The sequence below is a fragment of the Nostoc sp. PCC 7524 genome (genome assembly GCF_000316645.1).
In the GTDB taxonomy this organism is placed as follows: Bacteria; Cyanobacteriota; Cyanobacteriia; order Cyanobacteriales; family Nostocaceae; genus Trichormus.
In genome coordinates this window covers 1,769,007-1,791,540 of sequence record NC_019684.1, presented here as the reverse complement: position 1 = coordinate 1,791,540, position 22,534 = coordinate 1,769,007, and the positions used below count along the sequence as shown (strand labels likewise).

Here is a 22,534-nt window from a genome sequence, read left to right as displayed (position 1 = left end):
ATCTAGACACCAGATTTTGAAAAAATATTTTTCCGCCTGACGGCGGGGGAAGAAGAAGGGAAAAGAATAAGAAGTGCAGAGGGCTAAAGGGCTAGAGCGCAAAGGGCTAGGAAGTCCTCCCGGCGGCACACACAACACGAATACCAATAGAGTTGAAGTCGACGTTGCGGTTATTAAGGCTGCGAGACGCAGAACGGCAAGTGTCAGGATAGTTGTACCAGGAACCGCCCCGCAGCACTCTTATGTTATTATTGCTACCTCTTAACCACGCACTGCCGTCTGTCGGCGCACCTTGGTAGCTATCATTATATACATCTTGACACCATTCCCATATATTACCACACATATCATATAAACCGAAAGAGTTCGGTGGAAATATTCCTACATTTGTTGTTTGTCTACGATATTCACCTTTGGGTGCAGAGCCGTAAGAAATTTCACCGTTGTAGTTGACTAAATCTGGGGTGATGGTTTCCCCAAAATAAAACGGCGTAGTTGTCCCTGCACGACAAGCATATTCCCATTCGGCTTCGCTAGGTAGCCTGTAGGTTTTTCCTGTTTTCTGACTCAATTTCTCACAAAACTCTACCGCATTATCCCAACTGACTGTTTCTACTGGTCTTTTCTCACCTTTGAAGTTGGAAGGATTTGTTCCCATGATGGCTTGATACTGTTCCTGGGTGATTTCATATCTCCCCATGAAGAAGCCGGGTACTCTCACCTCTCGCTGGAGACCTTCATCTGATTGTCGTTGTGCTTCGTTTTCCGGTGAACCCATTGTAAATGTTCCCCCTGGTATCTGCACCATTTCCAAGGTGACACCATTGCCTAAGTCTTCTGCAAAGTATCTTGCTGTCTGGTTTTGGCGGTTGGTGATGTTCCCTCTTGCATTTACTATCACCGTTTCAAATCGAAAGGTTTGCAAGCTACTAGGGGGAATAGGAGACGGGTTAATAGGAACTGAATTAGACTGTGATATGCGCGGTATTATGATTGCTAAACCCAACCCCGCACCCGCAAACCCAACTGTTTGTATTACCTTGCGCCGTGACCAGCTTGGGGTGATTATTTTTGTTGGTGTTGATGGTGGTGTGGGTGGCGGTGGTATTGGTATAGTTGGCTGTACTTGTTGTTGCGGGGGTGGCTGTGGTGTAGGTATAGTTGGCTGTACTTGTTGTCGTGGCGTTTGTGGCTGTGGCATTAGTATAGTTGGCGTTACTTGTGGCTGTTGTGGCTGTAGTGATTTGAGTGCTGCCAACGCCTCCACGGCTGAAGGGTATCTATCCCGAAAGTAATAACTCACCATCTTATCTAACACATCTGCCAACTTCTCGCTGACATTTGCCCAACTTTGCCAAATTACTTCGTCGTTGGTGGGGTCTTTTGGTAGTTCGTGGGGTTGTCTCCCTGTTAATGCTTGAATCCCTAACATCCCCACTGCATATACATCACTGCTTAATTTTGGTCGTCCGGCTGCTTGTTCGCTGGGCATATAACCCAGACTACCAATGGCGACACTCAAACTTGTTTGACCTTGGCTATTCACCGTCATGGTTTCAACTTCTTTGACTGCACCAAAGTCAATTAGCACGATTTTACCATCTTGTCGGCGACGCATTAAGTTTTGGGGTTTGATGTCGCGGTGAATAATATTCTGTTTGTGGACTACTGCTAATACTTCTAATATTTCTTGTAATAGTTTGATAACTGCTATTTCTGTTAACTTTTCACCGGGAATGATTTCATAGCTCAAGTCTTGACCATCGATAAATTCTTGGACTAGGTAAAACTCCCCTTGTTCTTCAAAGTGGGCAAACAGTCGGGGTATTTGGTCGCTATCATTGCCTAGACGGTATAATACTTGGGCTTCGCTGTCAAATAATCTTCTGACGATTTCTAATACTTTAGGGTCTGGATTGGGTTTGAGGTGTTTGACTACACACTTCGGCTGTCTGGGTAGGTCGATATCTTGGGCTAAGTAGGTGTCGCCAAATCCACCACTTCCGAGGATTTTAACTACTTTATAGCGGGTGCGGAGGATGTCACCAGTCTGGGGCATGGTTTTTTAAGTCTATTTTGCCACTGGGGTTCTGTTTAGTATTTTCGCATAAATTTTATGTATAGGATGATCTCACGCAGAGGCGCAAAGGCGCAAAGGCGCGGAGAGAGGGGGGAGGTTTTTGTGATGGCGATCGCTGGTTTTAACTATTGCAGGTTTAGCTAGACTATATTATGTGTCTTCACTGTTTGTGACTCTGTGACTGAGATGATGATATTAGGTTGATTAGCGATCGCAGAGGTAGTTTACTAGAAATTATGCAAGAGCCAACGGCAGAACAAGCGAAGGGGCTTTTTAGGGTCTGCTACCATTTGACTAATATGTACTGCTCAATTCATTTGGTGAGAATAGATGAAACTACTCACCGTATTTACATCCTAGCTGGAGATGAAACTCAGTTAGAAATACTCCCCAATGGTAGTGTGAGGTATTTTATGACCAAGCCAAATTTTGCAGCGATGACGAAGCAAGAGTTAAGAGCTTATGTTTTGGAACACCGAGATGACAATGAAGCTTTCTATGCGTTAACCCACAAGCTGAGGGAAGAACCAGGAATTGAAATCACTTCAATGGAACATTTGCAGCAGTTAGTTACTGCCAAGCGTGACAAAATCGATATACAAGATGCTCACGCAGTTTTAGAGTCAGCATTAATCAACACCATATCTTTTGAAGACCTGAAAAGGCAATTAGGATAGTGAGCTATCAAGTACAAGTTTTATCGACAGCTGTGCAGCAGATTGAGAGGCTAAATTCTCAAGTGCAACAACAGGTGATGAAAAAATTAGAAGATTTAGCATCTAACCCAATTCCAGAAGGAGCGAGAAATTTGGCTGTTGGGGAAAATTTATATTTAGTTGTTATCAATGAATATCGAATTGTTTATCACATCCAAGAACAGGATTTATTAATTACTGTCACTAAGGTTGCTCATTCTCAAGATTATTAAATTGACTGGTATTGACTGGTGTGGTATAACTCCCAATTTGCTTGCAGTTTTATCCAAAAATCTACACTATTTCCCCATAGTTCTGCTAACTTTAACGCAGTGCTTGGTGTGATTCTATGCTGTTTATTTATCTGTTCATTGGGAATATCAATTATTTGAGCAAGTTCATCTGGTAATATTCCCAAAGGTTCTAAAAAATCTTTGACTAAAATTTCCCCAGGATGGGTAGGAGGACGATATTTTGGTAGTCTCATTGCTAGTTAGCTTCAGGCGATCGCATCAAATCGAATACCATATAAAATATTTAATGTCAATACTAAAATCAACAAAAAGCCCGAAAGATTGACAGCCAAAAGTAAGCAAAAAGTAAGAAATGGATTTTTTGTCAAAAGCTGAGATTTAAATATAACAAGAAAAATTAATGGTACGACCGCGCAAGTATTTTGCTCAACATTGGCTCAAAAGTGAAAAGGCACTCGACGCAATTGTCAAGGCGGCAGAGTGTAGTACAAATGACCGCATCCTGGAAATTGGCCCCGGTACAGGTATCCTGACTCGGCGTTTATTACCCTTGGTGCAATCATTGCTGGCAGTAGAAATCGACCGAGATTTATGTGAGTTATTAGCAAAACAATTAGGCAAGAAGGAAAATTTCTTACTGCTGCAAGGTGATTTTCTCACTCTAGATTTAGACACTAATTTGGTAGCATTTCCTAAATTCCAACAGCCAAATAAAGTTGTTGCTAATATCCCCTACAACATCACGGGGCCAATTATTGAAAAACTCTTGGGAACAATCACCAACCCTAACCCTCAACCTTTTGATTCCATAGTATTGTTAATTCAAAAGGAAGTAGCCGAAAGGTTATATGCCAAAGCTGGCTCAAAAACCTTTGGAGCGTTATCGGTGAGGGTGCAATATTTAGCTGAATGTGAATTAATTTGTCATGTTCCAGCAGGTGCTTTTTATCCACCACCAAAAGTAGATTCCGCAGTTGTGCGCTTGCGTCCCCGACAAATAGCAACTCCCGCGAATGACCCAAAACGACTAGAGACTTTGGTAAAGTTAGGCTTTGCGGAGAAACGTAAAATGCTCAGGAATAATTTGCAATCAGTTGTAGACCGCGATCGCCTGAGCCAATTACTGGAACAATTAAATATAAACCCCCAAGCTAGAGCTGAAGAAATCAGCACCGAGCAATGGGTAGAATTAGCAAACTTGTTGGGAGTAGGGAGTGGGGAATAGGGAGTAGAAACATCCCAGTCTCCAGTCCCCAATCCCCAGTCCCCAATACCCAAATTCTCATGCGTAGTTACACCCTTATTGCACCTGCCAAAATCAATCTGTATTTGGAAATCATCGGTGACAGACCAGATGGTTATCATGAGTTAGTGATGATCCTGCAAAGTATCGACCTCGCTGACCAAATTGAATTACACTCAATTAGTGATGAAACTATCCGCGTTCATTGCAACCATCCCCAAGTACCCACAGATAAAAGTAATCTGGTATATCGCGCCGCCGAACTCATGGCGAAAAAATTTCCGGAAGCCTTGGCTAAATATGGCGGAGTAGATATTACAGTCCACAAGAATATACCTGTAGCAGCTGGGTTAGCTGGCGGTTCCACTAATGCAGCAGCCGTGTTAGTCGGGATAGATTTATTGTGGAACTTGGGACTAACTAAATCCGAATTAGAAGAACTAGGTGCAACCCTCGGCTCTGACGTACCGTTTTGCGTGGCAGGTGGTACAGTCATAGCCACAGGCAGAGGAGAACAACTTGCACCGCTTCCTAGTTTGAACCATATATATATAGTATTGGCAAAATATCGGAGCTTAGAAGTTTCTACCGCTTGGGCATATACAACCTACCGTCAACAATTTGGTAGTTCCTATCTCAGAAATACCGATGACTTAGCAGCAAGAGCCGCCGCCGTTCATTCTAGTGCAATGGTAAAAGCCATCTTAGATCAAGATGCCACAGAAATTGCTCAACAATTGCACAATGATTTAGAGCGTGTAGTATTGCCAGCCTATCCCCAAGTCTTACAACTCCGAGAACTATTTGCAGCTCAAGCAGGTGTGTTAGGAACAATGATGTCAGGTTCAGGCCCCTCAGTTTTTGCTCTGTGTGAAACATTAGAGCAAGCAGAACAAGTAAAGGTGCAAATCAGACAAGCCATCCCCGATGAAGATTTAGAATTATTCGTAACTCGCACAACTGCACAGGGTATTCATTTAGGGTAGGGATTGGGGACTGGGGACTGGGAAATTTTTTATCTAATTCTCCAAAATTCAGCATCTCTTAATTTTGAATTTTGAATTCGGAGCGAAGCAACGTGACTGACCAAAATACAACACCAACAGCAAATACTACCACACAAGTTCCGCCAACCCCATTACGTTGTGTAACTGGGGCGCTAATTTCCGGCGGTTTGGGTTATGCTTTATATTCTCTGATGATTGCGATCGCTACAACTTTTGCTAAAAAACCCATCCATTCTGATAACCAATTAGTAGTCAACCTCACCTCTGCCGTTCGTACCTTAGTAGTCGGCATAGTAGCTCTGGGAACTGGGATATTTGGTATAGTCGCAATCGGTTTATTCGCTTTAGCAATACAACTATTATTCCAAAACCTCACCAAATCTAAGAGTGGGAAGTAGGGAGTGGGGAGTAGGGAGATGAGGGAGATGGGGGAGACAAGGTAAAATTTTTTATTTACCCAATCCCTAATCCCCAACTTACTTAACTCCGCCCAAAGGTACACACTTATCCCATTGAGGGAAAGTCTTCCCCAGTGGTAGCTTTGTGTTTTTGAGGTACTGAGAGGACTGTTGCTGCTTTCTCCAGGCTTTGGGCGGTAAACCGTGATATTGGCGAAACTGACGGGAGAAATGACAGGCGTTTTGATAACCCAACGCTGTAGCAACCTGCTCGATAGTTTTATTGGTATTTTTTAATAAAGGACGTGCTGCTGCCATCCGCCGCTTGAGAATCCAGCCGTTGACAGTATCTCCCGTTTCCTTAGCAACTTTATTAGTTAAATAAGCGGCTGAATAACCAACGGCATCAGCTACATCCGATAAAGTGATTCCTTGATGATAGTGCGCTTCAATATAATCAAAAACTTCTTGTAGTTGTGGTAATGATGGGAAGATTGACTCAGGTTCTAGAGCTAGGGCATCAGGAAGGGAGTGGGATTTAGTCGCATACCAATATCTGAGGAGAGCTTGCTTTTCTAATCGGATCGTGATCGCTTTGAGTATTTCTTCTATAGTAGACGGTTTTGCGATAAAGTCATCTGCTCCCAACTCCATCCCCTTACGCACAGCCGCCTTATTATTACTACCTGTAAGAAAAATGAAGGGAATGATCGCCGTCAGAGGATCTTGGCGTAACGCTTTCAGCACACTGTAGCCATCCATGTCTGGCATGACAATATCACAAAGTATCAAGTCAGGTAAATATTTTTGTGCCAGAAGAATACCAACACCACCGTTTTCCGCACCTATTGTGTCAAAACCTTCAGCCTCAAGAATATTTAAGAAGAGATGGCGAGTATCGATCTCATCTTCAATTACGAGGATTGTTTTAGACGATTCGTGCATCATTTTTCTATCACCAGATTTTGTGGTCGAGAATTATTAACTCCGTAACTATATTCAGAGTTTAAAACGTCTTGTTAATTAAATCTAATAAGTAACCGATATACTTAAATTTATTGAATTACTTTTGATATTAGCAAATAAATCTAAATAAAAATAATAGATTTTTTCCTTTATAAATGCTGTGACATCAATAAATGAAGGCTACTAATTATCAATGTGTAACATGAATTTACTTCAACTCTAAAAGTTTAATTTATAATTTAGTAATATTATAAATTATTTTATGTATTAATGGGTTTCTAAAATCATCAGTCTAATTTTTCGATATCACTTCATCACGGATTGAACTACATAATAATATTCCGAGTCATCTGTCATGAGGAGTAGCTTTACTTTCAACATCTGTCTAAGTATTTATAAAATCTCTCTCTTAAGAAATAGAAATTATTACAAAGTAATGTATTAAGCAATACAGACATTGAGAAAAAAAGCTTTGTTTATGCCAAAAATTAGAATGACTGTCTCACTCCGCAAGTTAGCAAACAACGGCTTAATAGGCATTTAATAACTGGTTTCTTGCTTAAGAATAATCTCAGCAGTGTACTTATCTGTAAACAAAGGACGCTTATTTGATTTTTGTTAGCGTTGGCGCTAACAAATTCAGTACCAATGAAAAGACTTATTCCCTACTCCCTGCCTACGCAAGTCAATTTAACCATCAAAGCGGATGAATATTTACTTGGTGATATTTATCACTTCAATGTAAATATTAGCTATACGCTACAACCATCAAAAGATATAAATTATTGAATCCAACTAAGCAAGCATGATGAAAAAGATATTTCATGGCAAGTTTATTTAAGAAAAATATTTTTAAATATTTGTGCTGTTGCTAAAATTACAGACATAATTGCTATGAAATTAAATCATTATAGTAATTCATCTGTTAAATCAACAATTATTGCTGATTGAAAATACAGTGGTATAATTATGTGTTACTAAAAAATTTATATATATTATGTCTGAGGAGTAAAAGTAAATTTTAAATTTAAGGAACGAAAAAAGAGATAAGTCTAGCAAAAAAAACATCATATATTTACTGCTAAAGATTGAGTAATCTTAGCAAAGAAGCTACTTCTGCAAAACGGTTCATTTTTAGGGGTTGGATTAACTAGAAGATAAAAACGCTCGCTAGTTAAATTCACCCCTATTTTCAAAAAACCATTTGCACTTATCTGCTTCCTGTCTTCGTAAAGACAGCATTTTGTGCTGGTTTACCTGTGCTGTAGTGTCAAAATCTTCTAGTTGAGATAGTGAAATTGGTTAAATCGTCCCTCTATAGGCGTTGGCGCAGCCTCTCAAAGAGATGGCATTCCGCCCACCGTAGGCGATCGCGCCATACTCCATCCAGCATCCAGATCAACAAACAATCCCATGATTTGCGATTCACTCTCTTACACAACTCTTGGTGATATTCGAGTATCTCGGCATATCACACAAGAAAAGATAGACACTGCATTAGATGAAATTCTCCTCCACCTCAATCATGGGCGTGGAGCCTTGTTGACAAGTAGTTACGAATATCCAGGGCGATATAAAAGATGGGCGATCAGATTTGTCAATCCACCACTGGAACTAACGACAAGGGAGAACACATTTACCCTCTCCTCACTCAACGATCGCGCCCAAGTGTTACTACCAATCTTATTGCAACGTTTATCCGCCCACTCACAGATCCTACAAATCAACAGCAATCATCATCAGATCACAGGTTATATCCAACCCACAAAACAGTTCTTTACAGAAGAAGAACGCAACAAACAACCATCCGCATTTACCGTTATCCGTGAAATTCTCCAGACTTTTGTTAGTGATGAAGACGAGCGTTTAGGACTCTATGGAGCATTTGGTGACGATTTAGTCTTGCAATTGGAACCAATTAACCAACAAGATTTGGTGTTGTATCTGCCCGATGAATTAATAGTTGTCGATTACTATCTCCAAAGAGCCTTTCGTCTTCAGTATGACTTTGCCACAACACATGGTAGTAACGAGCATCTACCAAGGACAGGCGAGTTCATTGACTATCAGGGTAAACGTCTTCTACCAAACCAAACTGCCGATCATGCCACAGGCGAGTATGCCAACCTCGTAGAAATGGCTCTCGACTACTTCCGCCAGGGTAACTTATTTGAAGTAGTTCCGAGTCAAAACTTTTTTACAGCCTGTGAACCACCCAGTAGTCCTGATGGATTCCTTTTAAATCTGGGTGGGGAATATTTAATCGGTGCATCACCAGAAATGTTTGTGCGTGTAGAAAGCAGATGTGTGGAAACCTGTCCTATTAGTGGCACTATTAAACCAGGCACAGATGCCTTAGACGCTGCTGCCCAAATTCGTCAGTTAATTAACTCATACAAAGATAAAGCTGAGTTAACCATGTGTACTGACGTAGATCGTAATGATAAATCACGGATTTGTGAGCCGACATCAGTACGGGTAATCAGTCGTCGCCAAATAGAACTGTATAGCCACCTCATTCATAGAGTAGATCATGTAGAAGGACTACTCCAGGAGGGGAAGTTGGTTTAAAAATCATTCACAAGGATTGTATAGCTGAAAAATAGACAGGTGTTTAAGGAAAAAACATTTGATTTTTTCATTCAAAATTTTCCATAAAAACCACCAAATTGTTTCATCAGGGAAGGTTATGCTGCATCAAAAAGACATCAACAACAACTCACAGAACGTTAAAAAAATCAATAACGAACAAGTAGAACAAATAGTCAAAGCCATCATGGCTGGCAAGTATTCTTGGGCGTGTGTTTTACTGCTGCGGTTCTCTGGCTACAATCCCGTAGACTACATTCCATATCGCACTTATATTCGCTTACTCAAAAATAACTATCTCAACGACAAACAAAAAACCAATCAAGCCGATAGTCAAGAAGTCTTTAATGTGAAATCAAGCTGGATGCCAGGCAAAAATGTAGGACTGACACACTAAGGTTATGGCTTGAGTGCTGAGTGGGGTATCTACTTAGCACTCATCACTCAGCACTACCTCTATACCTGTTCTTATACCAACTCCCCAAAATTCAGCAACAGATTTAAACTCCCTGTTGAATTTTGAATTGGTATTAGTCACCCTATCCCCTATGGCAGTCTATGATGTATTCAGTTAGCACCAGCACCACTTATACCACCCGCCTGCAACCCATTCTCAGAGAGGTTTTATTGCAGAAAAAGCAAGAAGTAGCTCAACTACATCAACAGATGTCTTTAGCTTCTTTGCAACGCCAGTTAACTGCTGCACCCACTGTGCGAGATTTCTTAACAGCTTTACAGCAGAATCCTCATCAACCTAGCCTGATTGCCGAGATTCAGAAAGCATCACCTAATTATGGGTTAATTCGTGCCGACTTTGATCCCGTAGCGATCGCCCAAGCCTATGAACGAGGTGGAGCAGCTTGTATCTCTGTGATTACCGAAACATCATTTTTTCAGGGTAGTTATGAAACTCTCCGCTTGCTTCGCAGAAGAAGCTCACTGCCGTTATTATGTAAAGAATTTATTATTGATCCCTGTCAAATTTATCTAGCACGAGCCGCAGGAGCAGATGCAGTTTTGCTGATTGCCGCCATGCTGACAAATAGAGAACTGCAAGATTTTTTACGCATAATTCATTATTTGGGGATGAATGCTTTAGTGGAGGTGCATAACTTAGCTGAGTTGGATCGGGTACTCAAGCTAGATGATATTCGCTTAATCAGCATTAACAACCAAAGTTTATCAGATTTTAGCATCGATATCAGCACCACTCAAACCCTGTTAGCAGCTAGGCGATCGCATCTGCAAAATTTGGGTGTGATGGTAGTCGTGGAATCGGGACTGTATGGACACGCTGAATTAAATTTAGTAGCTCAATCCGGTGCCAATGCTGTTTTGATTGGCGAGTCACTCATTAAGGAAACAGACATTGAGCAGGCTGTACGCCATTTGTTCAACCAGAAATAACCCACCACCAGCAACATTTTTAATAAGTCTTCTGGAATTGACTTTAGATCAAGTGTAGTAGTCATTACTTATCTCAGCGAAACCCTTACCCCTGGCGCAACCAGGGGTTTTATTTTGTCCAAAAATCCCAGTTTTCAATCCTGTTTTCACAAAATATTTCTTTGGGTAGTAGAGCGATCGCCTGCAAAAGCACGATGGTTAGCGGTAGGAGGTGAAAATGCGTCAACTCATGATCCAAGTGCCACGAGGCAACGGACAAACTGTTATTGATATCGCTAAATCTCATAACGGCGCAAACTTGGCACAATTTGCAGCCCATGCCGACGAACCAATTGATGTGGTGATTGCTCACATTTCTAATCGAGAGGTGGGGAAATTCGTAGAACAACTGCAAGACTTACCCAAAGTACACATCACACTCATCCCAACTGGTGTGATGGCTCTGCAACCGCCTGCATCGTCAGCACCGCAGCAAGTTGTAGATGTCGAGGTACGCAGTCCGATTGAGATTTTGCTCTCCGGTTTGCAAAGTGTTGGCTCTTGGCAAGGCTTTCTCAGTTACGCCGTAGTCGCCGGCTTTGTAGTTTGGATTGGCTTGTATACTAATACAACTTATTTGCTGGTGGCAGCGATGCTAATTGCACCGTTTGCAGGCCCAGCAATGAATACAGCCATCGCTACTGCTTGGGGCGATCGCACACTCCTGGGGCGGAGTATTTTACGATATTTTGCCGCTTTAGCGGTCACAATTTTTACTACTTGGTTACTGAGTCTAATACTAAGGCAAGAAATTCCTACGAGTTTAATGCTAGACAATAGCCAAGTTTCAGCCGTGGCAGTGATTTTACCATTGGCAGCCGGAGCAGCAGGCGCACTCAACTTGGTACAGTCAGAGCGCAGTAGTTTAGTATCTGGGGCAGCTACAGGAATGTTAGTTGCTGCTTCCTTAGCCCCACCTGCCGGAATTGTTGGTATGGCTAGCGCCATTGGCAGATGGGATATGGTAATTTCGGGACTATTCTTACTGTTTTTGCAACTATGTGGTATCAATTTATCGGCTGCTCTCATGTTCCGAATGTTCGGGTTGTCTGCTCAAGGAACTCGCTATCAGCGAGGTAAAAAACGAGTATTCTTTTCTGCCTTGGTGATCACTATCATCGCCTTGGCGGGTTTGCTCACTTGGCAGTTTATTAATTCTCCCAATCTCCAACGCTCTAGCCTTGCCCAACGTGCCAACGCCGAAGTCCAAAAAACTGTAGAACAAGTTGGTTTAGTAAAATTAGTTGAGTCGAATGTGCGCTTCACACGAGCCAATATTGCCGATCAGGATACCCTCCTGTGTGTGATTTACGTGCAGCGTCAACCGCAAGTTACAGCCTCTAGTGAAGAAATTCGCGATCGCCTCACCCAAGCAATTCAAACTCAATTATTAAAGCAAGATTTTAACGTCACACCTTTAGTGGATGTCAACGTACTAGCGGGACTTAAACAAAAATTAAGCCCAAAAAGAGTATAATGCTTAACTAACATAGCTTTCACGTTAGAAAAAGCTCATGAAAGAAACCACTCCCACAGCGATGCCCCCGTGCTTTGAAAGATGGTGTCAAAGATTTGATGATGTGTTTACTCATAAAGCTCAAAAAAGAGAGTTTAGACACTATATAGGGGGATTACTGGGGGAAAGTGAGAGAAAAAACCTGTTTCAAATGGCGGATAATGCTGTAGGTGTAACTTACCACCGATTACATCACTTTTTGACCGAAGCACCTTGGTCTAGTGGGCAGGTGAATGAGCGTCGATTGGAAATCATGAATAAGTGCAGTCAAACGAGAATTAGTAGAGGTTTTAGCTTAATAATTGATGATTCTGGTCATAGAAAAAGTGGTAATTTTACTGCTGGTGTGGGGAGACAGTATATTGGAGAAATTGGCAAAACAGATAATGGAATCGTAGTAGTAACAACGCATTTATATGATGGCAGAAAAAGCTTACCGTTAGATATAGAGTTATATCAACACGCTGATTCTTTAGCTCAAGGAAAACAAGATCCTCTATTTGAGAAAAAACCAGAACTAGCAATCAAGTTAATAGATCAAGCCCTAAACAGAAAATATCAACCTGGGATAGTAATTGTAGATGCTGGATATGGCAACAATACATCATTTTTATTAGAGTTGGAAAAACGGCAATTAAAATATTTAGGAGGATTAGCTAAAAATCGAAAAGTAACAGTTAATCAAACAGATAATATTCAACAAACAATTCGGTTAGATGAATTAGCCCAGAGCTTACCCAAAGAGGCTTTCACAGAAATTCAAACAGATTTGGATAAACCCAAAACATTATGGGTAGTAACTTGTGAAGTGGAAATATCAAGTTTAACTGGAAAGCGAAATATTGCTATCGTCATGAATGCTTCTACTTTCTCAGCAGCCACCGATATTGACTACTTCATCACTAATATATCTTCATCAATTGTTACACCACAATGGATAGTTGATACATATTCTCAAAGGAATTGGGTAGAAGTTTTTTACAGGGAAGCTAAAGGATGGTTAGGACTTAAAGAATATCAAGTTCGTGATAAAAGGAGTTTACTGCGCCATTTTATTTTGGTTTTCTGTGCCTATACTTTTATTCTTTGGCATCAGTTAACTGGAGGATTAAGACGACGGTGGGCAAACAAACCTTTAAATACTTTTACTGAAGCTTTAGAAGCTTTCAGAACAGCCATGTCTTTTCGATTTATTGATTGGTTGAACTTAAATCGTGACGTGTTTGCTGCTTACAAAGCTAGTTTGGGTTACATTTGGGCTTGATTTTTGTCTAAGTCCCGCTAGAAACTGCTACTTGAAGAAGGCAGAAGGCAGGAGGCAGAGGGCAGAAGGTTTCGTACCCTGCGGGAAGCTGACGCAACAGATGGGGATTCAAAACCAACCATGACGAGAGCCACCAAATTGAAAATTTGGTGGGGGTCAAACCCTTGCTCCCGACCGTCGCGCAGATGGTGACGCTCCTGCGTCGCTAACGCTTCTCTACGAGACGCTCCGCGAACGCTATCGGGCAATCAGGGAAGGGATAAATCCCTTCTGCCTTCTGCCCTCTGCCCTCTGCCTTTCTTTGATAAAATCAAAGTCTCCCTTTCACAGTAACTCTGCTGTTTGCCCCACATTCACCAAACTATTCGCACATAAAATACCAGAGGCAGCCACAGCAGGTACACCAATTCCCGGTAAAGTGCTATCACCCACACGATACAAACCCTGTATTGGCGTTTGTGTACTAGGAAACATACCCTTACCTGCGGCGATCGCCGGGCCATAAGTTCCCTGATAACGTCGTAGATAATGGGCATGAGTTAACGGTGTACCAATAAGTTCTAATACTATACGCTCTCTAATATCAGGAATAATACGCTCTAAAGCACGGTATAAAGATTGCGCTTTCTCTCGTTTCTTCACCTCATACTCATCATTGCGTTTCCATCCGGCGAAAGATTCAAGGGTGTAAGCATGAACCACATGATGCCCCTCTGGTGCTAAATTCTTATCCCACACACTAGGAATAGAAATCATGCAAGTATTACCCGGTGTGCTGATATCTTGGTTGAAATCATGAACTACCACATGATGTCCCGTTAAATTCTCTAAACCATCCGCCCGAATACCTAAATGTAAGTGCATAAAACTTTCCACAGTAGGAGTATTTAACGCACTTTGACGGTAAGCCCCAGGCAAATCTTCAGGGCGTAGTAAATTATTATAGGTATCCCAAAGCGTAGCATTAGAAATTACAACTGGTGCTGACAAAATTTCACCATTTCGCAACCGCACACCAGTGACTTTTCCAGACTCTACCAAAATTTGCTCAACGTGACATCCTAAACGTAACTTACCACCCCAACGTTCCAACCCCCGCACCAAAGCCTTAACAATGGCTGCACTTCCCCCCACAGGATACTCAACCCCAGCACGGGAACGTTCACCTAACATAAATGCTACTTCGGGGGCAATTGTACCGTGTGCTTTTAACCCAGAAAGTAAGAAACACTCCAAATCAATCAGTCGCCGCACCCAAGGGTCTTTAACTGTAGCATCCATAACATCACCCACAGACGACTGCACCAGAGACAAGTAAGGCAGCATTTTCGCCAAAGATAGCAAATAACGTTGTAACAACACCAAAATCACCTGCCAATCTGCCCTCAGTGCTATGGTGGGAATACCCTTCATAGCCTCGTATAATCCCAACAAGCGTTGTTCAAATTGCTGGAGTTCTTCTGCACCTAGGGGTGTAATTTTGTGTATTTCCTGACGATATTGTGCAGCATTGCTATAAACTGCAAAACTGGCTTCCGGAAAGTGGTAGTGTCCTAAAGGATCATAGGGTATAACTTGGATGGATTCACCTAAAGCATCAAGAACCTGTTTAATAGGATTTAAACTTTCATTACCGGTTAAACCGCAATAAAAGGAGGGGCCAGAATCAAATTCAAACCCGCGTCGTCTAAAACTATGAGCCGCACCACCCGCAATTGTATGACTTTCACACACAATTACCCGCTTCCCATAACGCGCCAACAAACCCGCAGCGCATAAACCGCCGATACCGCTACCGATGACTATGACTGGGGAGTGGGGAGTGGGGAGTGGGGAGTGGATCATGAAGGAGTGTAGGGGTGTAGGAGGAGATTATATAGCCAATGCCTATTGCTTATTGACTATTGACTATTAACTAATGACAGAACCACTAATTGAACTGAAAGGTATTTCTAAATCCTTTGGTAACAATCGGGTTTTAGATAATGTAGACTTGACGATTTATCGAGGAGAGGCTTTAGGGATTATTGGCCCTTCCGGGACTGGTAAATCGACAATTTTACGCGTACTTGCAGGGTTAATTACTCCTGATGAGGGGGAAATTTATGTGCAGGGAATAAAAAGAGAGGGGTTGATTGAAGATGCTAATGAGTCGGTTGGTATTGGCATGGTGTTTCAACAGGCGGCATTATTTGATTCGCTGACTGTAGAAGAAAATGTAGGGTTCTTACTGTATCAGAATTCTAATTTACCGCGATCGCGCATTCGCGATTTAGTCAAAGAAAAATTAGACATGGTAGGTTTACCGGGAATTAGTCATCTCTATCCCTCGGAACTTTCCGGAGGAATGCGAAAACGGGTGAGTTTTGCCCGTGCCATTATGTCTAACCCCGATAATCCAGACGAAGGGCCAGAACTTTTACTATACGATGAACCGACAGCTGGACTTGACCCCATTGCTTCGACAGTGATAGAAGATTTAATCCGTGACTTGCAAAAAACTCAAGGTGTATGTGGTACCTATGCTATTGTTACCCACCAAGACAGTACAATTCGACGGACTGCCGATAGAATAGTGTTTCTCTATCAAGGTAAAGTACAGTGGCAAGGTACAGTTAGTGAGTTAGATAGCACAGACCATCCATTAATCAAACAATTTATGAGTGGGAGTGTGCAAGGGCCAATTCAGGTTGTGGGTTAGTTGGGCAAAGGAAAATATGCGAGATTTTATCACCAGCCGTTTTGCATCTAAGCGAACATTGAGAGAAGGCTCAGTGGGTTTATTAGTCTTACTGGGACTAGGTGCATTTGTAGTGATCATCTTATGGTTAAATCGGTTTACTGCGGCTCGCAGTTCCTACAAAGCAACTGTGGAATTTGCTAATGCTGGTGGGATGCAAAGAGGCGCACCGGTTCGTTATCGCGGTGTGAAAATCGGCAATATTTCCCGGATTCAACCAGGGCCAAATGCGGTAGAAGTAGAAATTGAAATCGCCCAATCTGACCTAATTATTCCCCGTGATGTAGTGATTGAAGCTAACCAAAGTGGATTAATTAGTGAAAGTATAATTGACATCACACCCAAAACATCATTACCCACTGGGGAAACCATCGCCAAACCCCTAGATAAAAATTGCAACCCCAGTCTCATCGTTTGTAATGGTTCTCGGCTCAAAGGACAAATTGGTATCAGTCTTGATGAACTCATACGTAGCACTACTGAGTTAGCAACTGTGTACAATAACCCCGAATTTTATCAAAGGGTGAATAAACTCCTCGAAACTTCCTCAGAAGCCGCTACTGGCGTTGCCGCACTCAGCCGAGATATCCGCAGTTTGAGCAAAAGCTTTCAAGGACAGTTGGGTACATTTGCTAACACAGCTAATTCCGTACAGAAAGCCACTACTGCACTGACAGCCTCGACTACAAAAACAGTAGACCAATTGGGTGTCACTGCTAGTCAATTCGGCACAACTGCCACTCAAGCCAGTAAATTACTCACTGACTTAGATAACCTAGTTAATACCAATCGTTCGGTACTGGTTGGTACTTTGAATAATATTGCCGAAACCAGCAATCAATTGCGGGTGACAGTCACTACCTTATCACCTGCCCTCAATCGCTTAACTCAAGGAGAGTTACTGAACAATTTAGAAAGTCTTTCAGCCAACGCAGCGCAAGCCTCAGCTAATTTGCGAGATGCTACCAAAGCCTTAAATGATCCTAAAAATGCCGTGCTGCTGCAACAAACCCTAGATTCCGCCAGGGTGACATTTGAAAATACCCAAAAAATTACTTCTGATTTGGATGAGTTAACAGGAGATCCCAATTTCCGCCAGAATTTGCGGCAATTAGTTAATGGTTTAAGTACATTGGTTTCTTCCACAGACCAAATGCAGCAGCAAGTCCAAGTAGCAGCAACTTTAGAATCAGCAAAAGCAGCCGTCAACCAATCAGAGGTGGCAATTTCCCCCCCCACGCCAAAACAAAAAGCACTCACCACTAAGCCAGCACCTGTGGCTATTGAAAGTACGGTTAACCCCCCTCAAACATCCCAACAGAGACTGTTGCAGCAGCTACGAGAGTATCGGGGGAGTAGGGAGTAGGGGGAGCAGGGGGAGCAGGGGGAGCAGAGGAGAATAACTATTGCCTATTGCCTATTGCCTATTGCCTATAAACTAATTCCAATCCTGCTCTTCTCTTTTGCCTCGACTCTTATAAATTCCTCCAATATCGTGTAATTGGCGGGTTTTTTCAAATAATTCGGCTTCGGTTAATCCCCATTGTTGCAAAACTTTATCTAAGTCCTGTTGTATGTCCCTTGCGCCTGGGAAGCCTTGATAACGAATTCTCAGCCTAGCCAATTCCGCTAAATTGTAGTCTGTGGCTGTTTGAGTTAGTAGAATATCAATAAGAGGGCGATCGCGGTTGTAAAGTGGGTGTTGTTGGTCTTTACTTCCGTGTAATTCTGCCATTGTTTATACCTGCACCAAATTATTAATTCATTCCGAGTTGAGAGCTAAAATCAGCCTAAAGCGCCATAATTAAAGATGACGGCAACCACACCTGAGCTAATACGGCTCTCACCACTGCCACCACATAATAGATAAAGATACATTGTCTTTAAGAAAATACAAAAAAGTTTAGATAAGGGTGAATTTTTAAATCGCCCAAAGTCCAAGCAGCAAGGGAGCAAGAACCCGCTATGTTTGAACACTTCACTTCCGAAGCCATCAAAGTCATTATGCTCGCTCAGGAGGAAGCACGTCGCCTGGGACACAACTTCGTAGGAACTGAACAAATTCTCCTGGGTTTGATGGGAGAAGGAACTGGGGTTGCTGCCAAAGTGCTGACTGAGTTGGGTGTAACTCTCAAAGACGCACGTCGCGAAGTCGAAAAAATTATCGGTAGGGGTTCTGGGTTTGTACCACCAGAAATTCCTTTTACCCCCAAAGTCAAAAGCCTATTTGAGCAGTCATTTCGAGAAGCTCACAGTCTGGGACATAACTATATCAACACAGAACACTTACTGTTAGGACTAACCGAAGCTGGTGAAGGTGTCGCCGCCAAAGTGTTGCAAAACCTGGGTGTTGACCTGAGAAATGTTCGTTCTGCTGTGATTCGGCGTTTAGGTGAAGACCCAACTGTGGTTGTAGGTGGTGGTAGCCCCAGACGCGGACAAACCCTCACCACAGAAGAATTCGGCAGAAACCTCACCAAACTAGCCCAAGAAGGTAAGCTCGACCCCGTAGTTGGTCGTCAAAAAGAAATTGAGCGTGCTATCCAAATTCTTGGTCGCCGGACTAAGAATAACCCCGTGTTGATTGGTGAACCAGGGGTGGGTAAAACGGCGATCGCTGAAGGATTGGCACAGCGTATCATTAACCAAGATGTCCCCGAAGTGTTGGAAGGTAAGCAAGTTATCAGCCTCGATATGGGGTTATTAGTTGCTGGCACACGCTTTCGCGGAGATTTTGAAGAACGCATCAAAAAAATTGTCGATGAAGTCCGCACGGCTGGGAATATCATCCTAGTAATTGATGAAATTCACACCTTAGTCGGCGCTGGCGGTACAGAAGGCGGCTTAGATGCAGCTAATATCCTCAAACCAGCCTTAGCACGGGGTGAACTCCAGTGTATTGGCGCTACCACCCTCGATGAATATCGTCAACACATCGAGCGCGATGCCGCCCTAGAGCGTCGTTTCCAACCAATTTTAGTCGGAGAACCATCCGTAGAAGAAACCATTGAGATTCTCTACGGTTTGCGGGGAGTCTACGAACAGCACCATAAAGTGCAAATTTCCGATGAGGCTGTGGTGGCAGCTGCTGAGTTGTCAGACCGCTATATTAGCGATCGCTTCTTACCAGATAAAGCCATAGACTTAATTGATGAAGCTGGTTCTCGTGTCCGTCTACGGAACTCCCATATTTCCACAGATAAAGAACTCAAGCGCAAACTTGCTCAAGTTACCAAAGCTAAAAACGAAGCCGTCAGACTGCAAAACTTTGATCAAGCTGGAGAACTGCGCGACCAAGAAATTGCCCTAGAAACAGAACTACAAGCTGCTTCAGTAGAGAAAGTCATTTACCCCATCGTTGTAGACGAAGAAGACATTGCTCAAATCGTCGCTTCTTGGACAGGCGTACCAGTCAACAAACTTACAGAATCTGAATCAGAGTTACTGCTGCACCTAGAAGACACCCTGCATAAACGGCTTATCGGTCAAGAACAAGCAGTTACAGCTGTTTCTCGTGCCATCCGTCGGGCTAGAGTTGGCTTAAAGAACCCCAACCGTCCCATCGCTAGCTTTATCTTCTCCGGCCCCACCGGCGTTGGTAAAACTGAATTAGCCAAAGCCTTAGCTGCCTACTTCTTCGGTGCTGAAGATGCCATGATTCGGCTAGATATGTCTGAGTACATGGAAAGCCATACTGTATCTAAACTGATTGGCTCGCCTCCTGGTTACGTCGGCTATGACGAAGGCGGACAACTCACCGAAGCCGTGCGCCGCAGACCTTACACTGTGTTGCTGTTCGACGAAATCGAAAAAGCACACCCCGATGTCTTCAATATGCTGCTGCAAATTCTGGATGACGGACACCTCACTGATGCTAAAGGTCGCAAGGTAGACTTCAAGAACACCTTAATTATCTTGACTTCCAACATTGGTTCTAAGGTAATTGAAAAAGGTGGCGGCGGTTTAGGCTTTGAGTTTGATAATCAACCAGAAGCTAGTTACCATCGCATTCGTAACCTAGTCAACGAAGAACTGAAAAATTACTTCCGTCCTGAGTTCCTCAACCGGGTAGATGAAATTATCGTCTTCACTCAACTATCCAAAGATGAAGTCAAGCAAATTGCTGACATTATGCTGCGGGAAGTGGCTAGCCGCTTAACTGAAAAAGGCATCATCTTAGAAGTTACCGAACGGTTCAAAGACTTGGTAGTTACAGAGGGTTATAACCCCAGCTACGGTGCTAGGCCATTACGCCGGGCTATTATGCGCCTCCTAGAAGATTCTCTAGCGGAAGCAATGCTGGCTGGCGAACTCAGAGAAGGCTGTACAGCCATTGTTGATGTCAATGATGATGGTCAAGTACAGGTACGTCAGTCAGAAAAACGCGAGTTGCTCTTGGCGAATGCTGGCTAAGATTTCAGCCATTTGTCTATTAGTGAATCCTGTGAAATAGGATTGTATAACTTTACCTCTGGTATATTGCTACCAGAGGTTTTTGATTGATGAGGTTTGTGCAATGCTGAAAAAGTATTACTGGAAGCTACCTCATACAAGTCAATTAATTAAAGTAAATAAAAGATAAGTTACTAACAGCAAGAAACTTCAAAAATTCGGAGGCAAGAAATTAAGTTATGTTACGTTCTTTGTCATTAAAAAACTTTCGCTGCTTCCAGAACTTTCAGCTTGAACCACTGGAAAGGGTAAATTTAATTGCTGGGAAAAACAACGTCGGTAAAACATCACTCTTAGAAGCTATTTTCATGTTTATCAATCCAACTAATCCTGAATCACTATTTCAGGTCAATCGCCTGCGGGGTATTCCAAGAGGAGTTAGATTTGAACATATTGAAGAACTGAGAGGATTTTTCTTTGATCAAGATATTTATAAAGTAATTGAAATAATTGGCAGAGGAGAAAATGACAGACAAAGAATTCTAAAAATATTTCTTCCTGAATCAGAAGAAAATCAGATAGAAGATTTACCAATTTTAACTGATGAAAATGGCAGGTTTAAAACTGACGAATCATTAACAACAGAAGTCAGATCATATGACAGATTAGTATGGGAATATAAAGACCCTAATGAGATACAACCTATCAGTATTTCCTTAAGAGCTGATGGGAGACTTCTTAGTACGCGTTATCGCCGAGAAAAATATCCAATAGGTATATATCTCACTACGAGTACACGTTCTCCAATAGAAGATGCTGAACGTTTTAGCCACTTAGAACGAGTAGGAAGGCAAGACGAAGTATTAAAAACACTGAGTTTGTTAGAACCTCGTCTGCGACGTTTGAGCTTATTGGTTATTAAGCGTGAGCCAATCATTAATGGGGATATAGGTATGCGTGAGCTTGTACCACTACCATTGATGGGAGAAGGAATAGGACGTTTACTTTCAATTATATTGGCAATAGCTAATGCTCAAGGAGGAACTGTTTTAATTGATGAAGTTGAAAATGGTTTGCATCACACAGTTTTAACTGATGTTTGGAGAGCAATAGCTGATGCTGCTCGCCGAGCAGATGTACAAATATTTGCCACCACTCATAGCCGAGAATGTATACTTGCAGCTCATGAAGCATTTGAAAAAAGTGAACAGTATGATTTTCGTTACCATCGACTTGAACGGGTAAAAGATGGAATTCAAGCATTGACATACGATAAAGAAGCCTTAGAAACTTCTGATGAATTTGACTGGGAGATTCGCTAATGTCTAGTAAATCTCAACAACTCTCTCAGCCAAAATTACTAATTGGTGAAGGTTCGGAGGAAGTGCTATTTTTTAAAGCATTATTGAATTACCTTAAGATTACTGATGTTCAAGTAGAAAACTATGGAGGTAAACAAGGGCTAGGAAATTATTTACAACAACTATATTTGCGTCCAGGTTATAGAGAAATTGTTTCTTTAGGCATCACCAGAGATGCTGATGATTCTGCGAAAAGTGCATTTGACAGTGTGTGCAGTTATTTAAAAAATGCCGGATTATCTGTACCAATTAAACCCAATGAAATTACAGGAAATAATCCTCAAATAAGTGTCCTAATTCTTCCAGATTATCAAGATAATGGAATGTTAGAAGATGTTTGTTTAGAGGCAGTAAAGACAGATCCAGCTATGCAATGTGTAGATGATTATTTTCAGTGTGTTAATACTGTGGCAAAACGACAACCTAAAACCAAAGATATGGCCAAGGCACGTATACGTGCTTGGTTGTCATCACAAATAGAGCCAGATAAACGTTTGGGAGAAGCAGCGCAAGCTGGTTACTTACCTTGGAATAGTCCTGCATTTGATAGTATTAAACAGTTCTTACAATCTCTATGATTGAG

The 22,534-nt window shown here is 42.2% G+C and carries 19 protein-coding genes and 1 pseudogene; 15 read left to right on the top strand and 5 right to left on the bottom strand.

Annotated elements, in window-relative coordinates; all coding sequences use genetic code 11:
• Positions 1–106: 106 nt before the first annotated feature.
• Positions 107–2,059: a bifunctional serine/threonine-protein kinase/formylglycine-generating enzyme family protein gene (locus NOS7524_RS06995; protein WP_015137779.1), complete on the bottom strand. Its 1,953-nt coding sequence runs from the start codon at positions 2,057–2,059 to the stop codon at positions 107–109.
• 257 nt (positions 2,060–2,316) lie between these two features.
• Here NOS7524_RS06995 and NOS7524_RS31160 point away from each other — a divergent pair, with 257 nt between their 5' ends.
• Entirely contained in the window at positions 2,317–2,757 is a 441-nt protein-coding gene (locus NOS7524_RS31160) for a DUF6888 family protein (RefSeq protein ID WP_068969770.1), read from the top strand.
• Entirely contained in the window at positions 2,757–3,008 is a 252-nt protein-coding gene (locus tag NOS7524_RS06985) for a type II toxin-antitoxin system RelE family toxin (protein ID WP_015137777.1), read from the top strand. The genes NOS7524_RS31160 and NOS7524_RS06985 overlap by 1 nt, the downstream gene beginning before the upstream one ends.
• Here the strand turns inward: NOS7524_RS06985 and NOS7524_RS06980 are convergent.
• Positions 3,005–3,262, bottom strand: a complete 258-nt coding sequence (locus NOS7524_RS06980) for a HigA family addiction module antitoxin (RefSeq protein ID WP_015137776.1) — start codon at positions 3,260–3,262, stop codon at positions 3,005–3,007. The two genes, NOS7524_RS06985 and NOS7524_RS06980, sit on opposite strands and share 4 nt — an antisense overlap.
• 167 nt (positions 3,263–3,429) lie before the next feature.
• Here NOS7524_RS06980 and rsmA point away from each other — a divergent pair, with 167 nt between their 5' ends.
• From rsmA to NOS7524_RS06965, 3 genes are all read left to right on the top strand, one after another.
• On the top strand, positions 3,430–4,254 hold the full coding sequence (gene rsmA / locus NOS7524_RS06975) for a 16S rRNA (adenine(1518)-N(6)/adenine(1519)-N(6))-dimethyltransferase RsmA (RefSeq protein WP_015137775.1): 825 nt from the start codon (positions 3,430–3,432) through the stop codon (positions 4,252–4,254).
• A 59-nt stretch (positions 4,255–4,313) separates the two neighbouring features.
• Entirely contained in the window at positions 4,314–5,258 is a 945-nt protein-coding gene (gene ispE / locus NOS7524_RS06970; protein WP_041555216.1) for a 4-(cytidine 5'-diphospho)-2-C-methyl-D-erythritol kinase, read from the top strand.
• A 92-nt stretch (positions 5,259–5,350) separates the two neighbouring features.
• A complete protein-coding gene (locus NOS7524_RS06965) occupies positions 5,351–5,677 on the top strand; it encodes a DUF3082 domain-containing protein (RefSeq protein ID WP_015137773.1) in 327 nt (108 codons plus the stop codon).
• Positions 5,678–5,755: 78 nt separating this feature from the next.
• Here NOS7524_RS06965 and NOS7524_RS06960 read toward each other — a convergent pair whose 3' ends face one another.
• On the bottom strand, positions 5,756–6,625 hold the full coding sequence (locus NOS7524_RS06960) for a response regulator transcription factor (protein WP_015137772.1): 870 nt from the start codon (positions 6,623–6,625) through the stop codon (positions 5,756–5,758).
• A 1,431-nt stretch (positions 6,626–8,056) separates the two neighbouring features.
• Here NOS7524_RS06960 and NOS7524_RS06955 point away from each other — a divergent pair.
• The 5 genes and pseudogenes from NOS7524_RS06955 to NOS7524_RS06935 all read left to right on the top strand — a co-directional run.
• A pseudogene (locus tag NOS7524_RS06955) lies at positions 8,057–9,196 on the top strand (chorismate-binding protein); the annotation flags it as partial.
• Between the two features lie 139 nt (positions 9,197–9,335).
• A complete protein-coding gene (locus NOS7524_RS06950; RefSeq protein ID WP_442789476.1) occupies positions 9,336–9,629 on the top strand; it encodes a HetP family heterocyst commitment protein in 294 nt (97 codons plus the stop codon).
• A 161-nt stretch (positions 9,630–9,790) separates the two neighbouring features.
• Positions 9,791–10,639: an indole-3-glycerol phosphate synthase TrpC gene (gene trpC / locus NOS7524_RS06945; RefSeq protein WP_015137769.1), complete on the top strand. Its 849-nt coding sequence runs from the start codon at positions 9,791–9,793 to the stop codon at positions 10,637–10,639.
• A 217-nt stretch (positions 10,640–10,856) separates the two neighbouring features.
• Complete coding sequence (locus NOS7524_RS06940; protein WP_015137768.1) at positions 10,857–12,155, top strand: DUF389 domain-containing protein; 1,299 nt, start codon at positions 10,857–10,859, stop codon at positions 12,153–12,155.
• 37 nt (positions 12,156–12,192) lie between these two features.
• A complete protein-coding gene (locus tag NOS7524_RS06935; RefSeq protein WP_015116159.1) occupies positions 12,193–13,458 on the top strand; it encodes an IS701 family transposase in 1,266 nt (421 codons plus the stop codon).
• Between the two features lie 324 nt (positions 13,459–13,782).
• Here NOS7524_RS06935 and NOS7524_RS06930 read toward each other — a convergent pair whose 3' ends face one another.
• Entirely contained in the window at positions 13,783–15,303 is a 1,521-nt protein-coding gene (locus tag NOS7524_RS06930; protein ID WP_015137767.1) for a phytoene desaturase family protein, read from the bottom strand.
• A 73-nt stretch (positions 15,304–15,376) separates the two neighbouring features.
• Between NOS7524_RS06930 and NOS7524_RS06925 the strand changes: the two genes are divergently transcribed.
• Both NOS7524_RS06925 and NOS7524_RS06920 read left to right on the top strand, forming a co-directional pair.
• On the top strand, positions 15,377–16,159 hold the full coding sequence (locus NOS7524_RS06925) for an ABC transporter ATP-binding protein (protein WP_015137766.1): 783 nt from the start codon (positions 15,377–15,379) through the stop codon (positions 16,157–16,159).
• Between the two features lie 16 nt (positions 16,160–16,175).
• Complete coding sequence (locus tag NOS7524_RS06920) at positions 16,176–17,564, top strand: MlaD family protein (protein WP_015137765.1); 1,389 nt, start codon at positions 16,176–16,178, stop codon at positions 17,562–17,564.
• A 72-nt stretch (positions 17,565–17,636) separates the two neighbouring features.
• Here NOS7524_RS06920 and NOS7524_RS06915 read toward each other — a convergent pair whose 3' ends face one another.
• On the bottom strand, positions 17,637–17,933 hold the full coding sequence (locus NOS7524_RS06915) for a DUF3288 family protein (protein WP_015137764.1): 297 nt from the start codon (positions 17,931–17,933) through the stop codon (positions 17,637–17,639).
• Between the two features lie 230 nt (positions 17,934–18,163).
• On the opposite strand from NOS7524_RS06915, the gene NOS7524_RS06910 reads away from it, so the two are divergent.
• The 3 genes from NOS7524_RS06910 (at position 18,164) to NOS7524_RS06900 (ending at position 22,529) form a co-directional block, all read left to right on the top strand.
• Entirely contained in the window at positions 18,164–20,611 is a 2,448-nt protein-coding gene (locus NOS7524_RS06910; protein WP_015137763.1) for an ATP-dependent Clp protease ATP-binding subunit, read from the top strand.
• A 218-nt stretch (positions 20,612–20,829) separates the two neighbouring features.
• Entirely contained in the window at positions 20,830–21,912 is a 1,083-nt protein-coding gene (locus tag NOS7524_RS06905) for an AAA family ATPase (protein WP_015137762.1), read from the top strand.
• Positions 21,912–22,529, top strand: a complete 618-nt coding sequence (locus tag NOS7524_RS06900) for a DUF3226 domain-containing protein (RefSeq protein ID WP_015137761.1) — start codon at positions 21,912–21,914, stop codon at positions 22,527–22,529. Before NOS7524_RS06905 ends, NOS7524_RS06900 begins: the two co-directional genes overlap by 1 nt.
• The last annotated feature ends 5 nt before the right edge of the window (positions 22,530–22,534 follow it).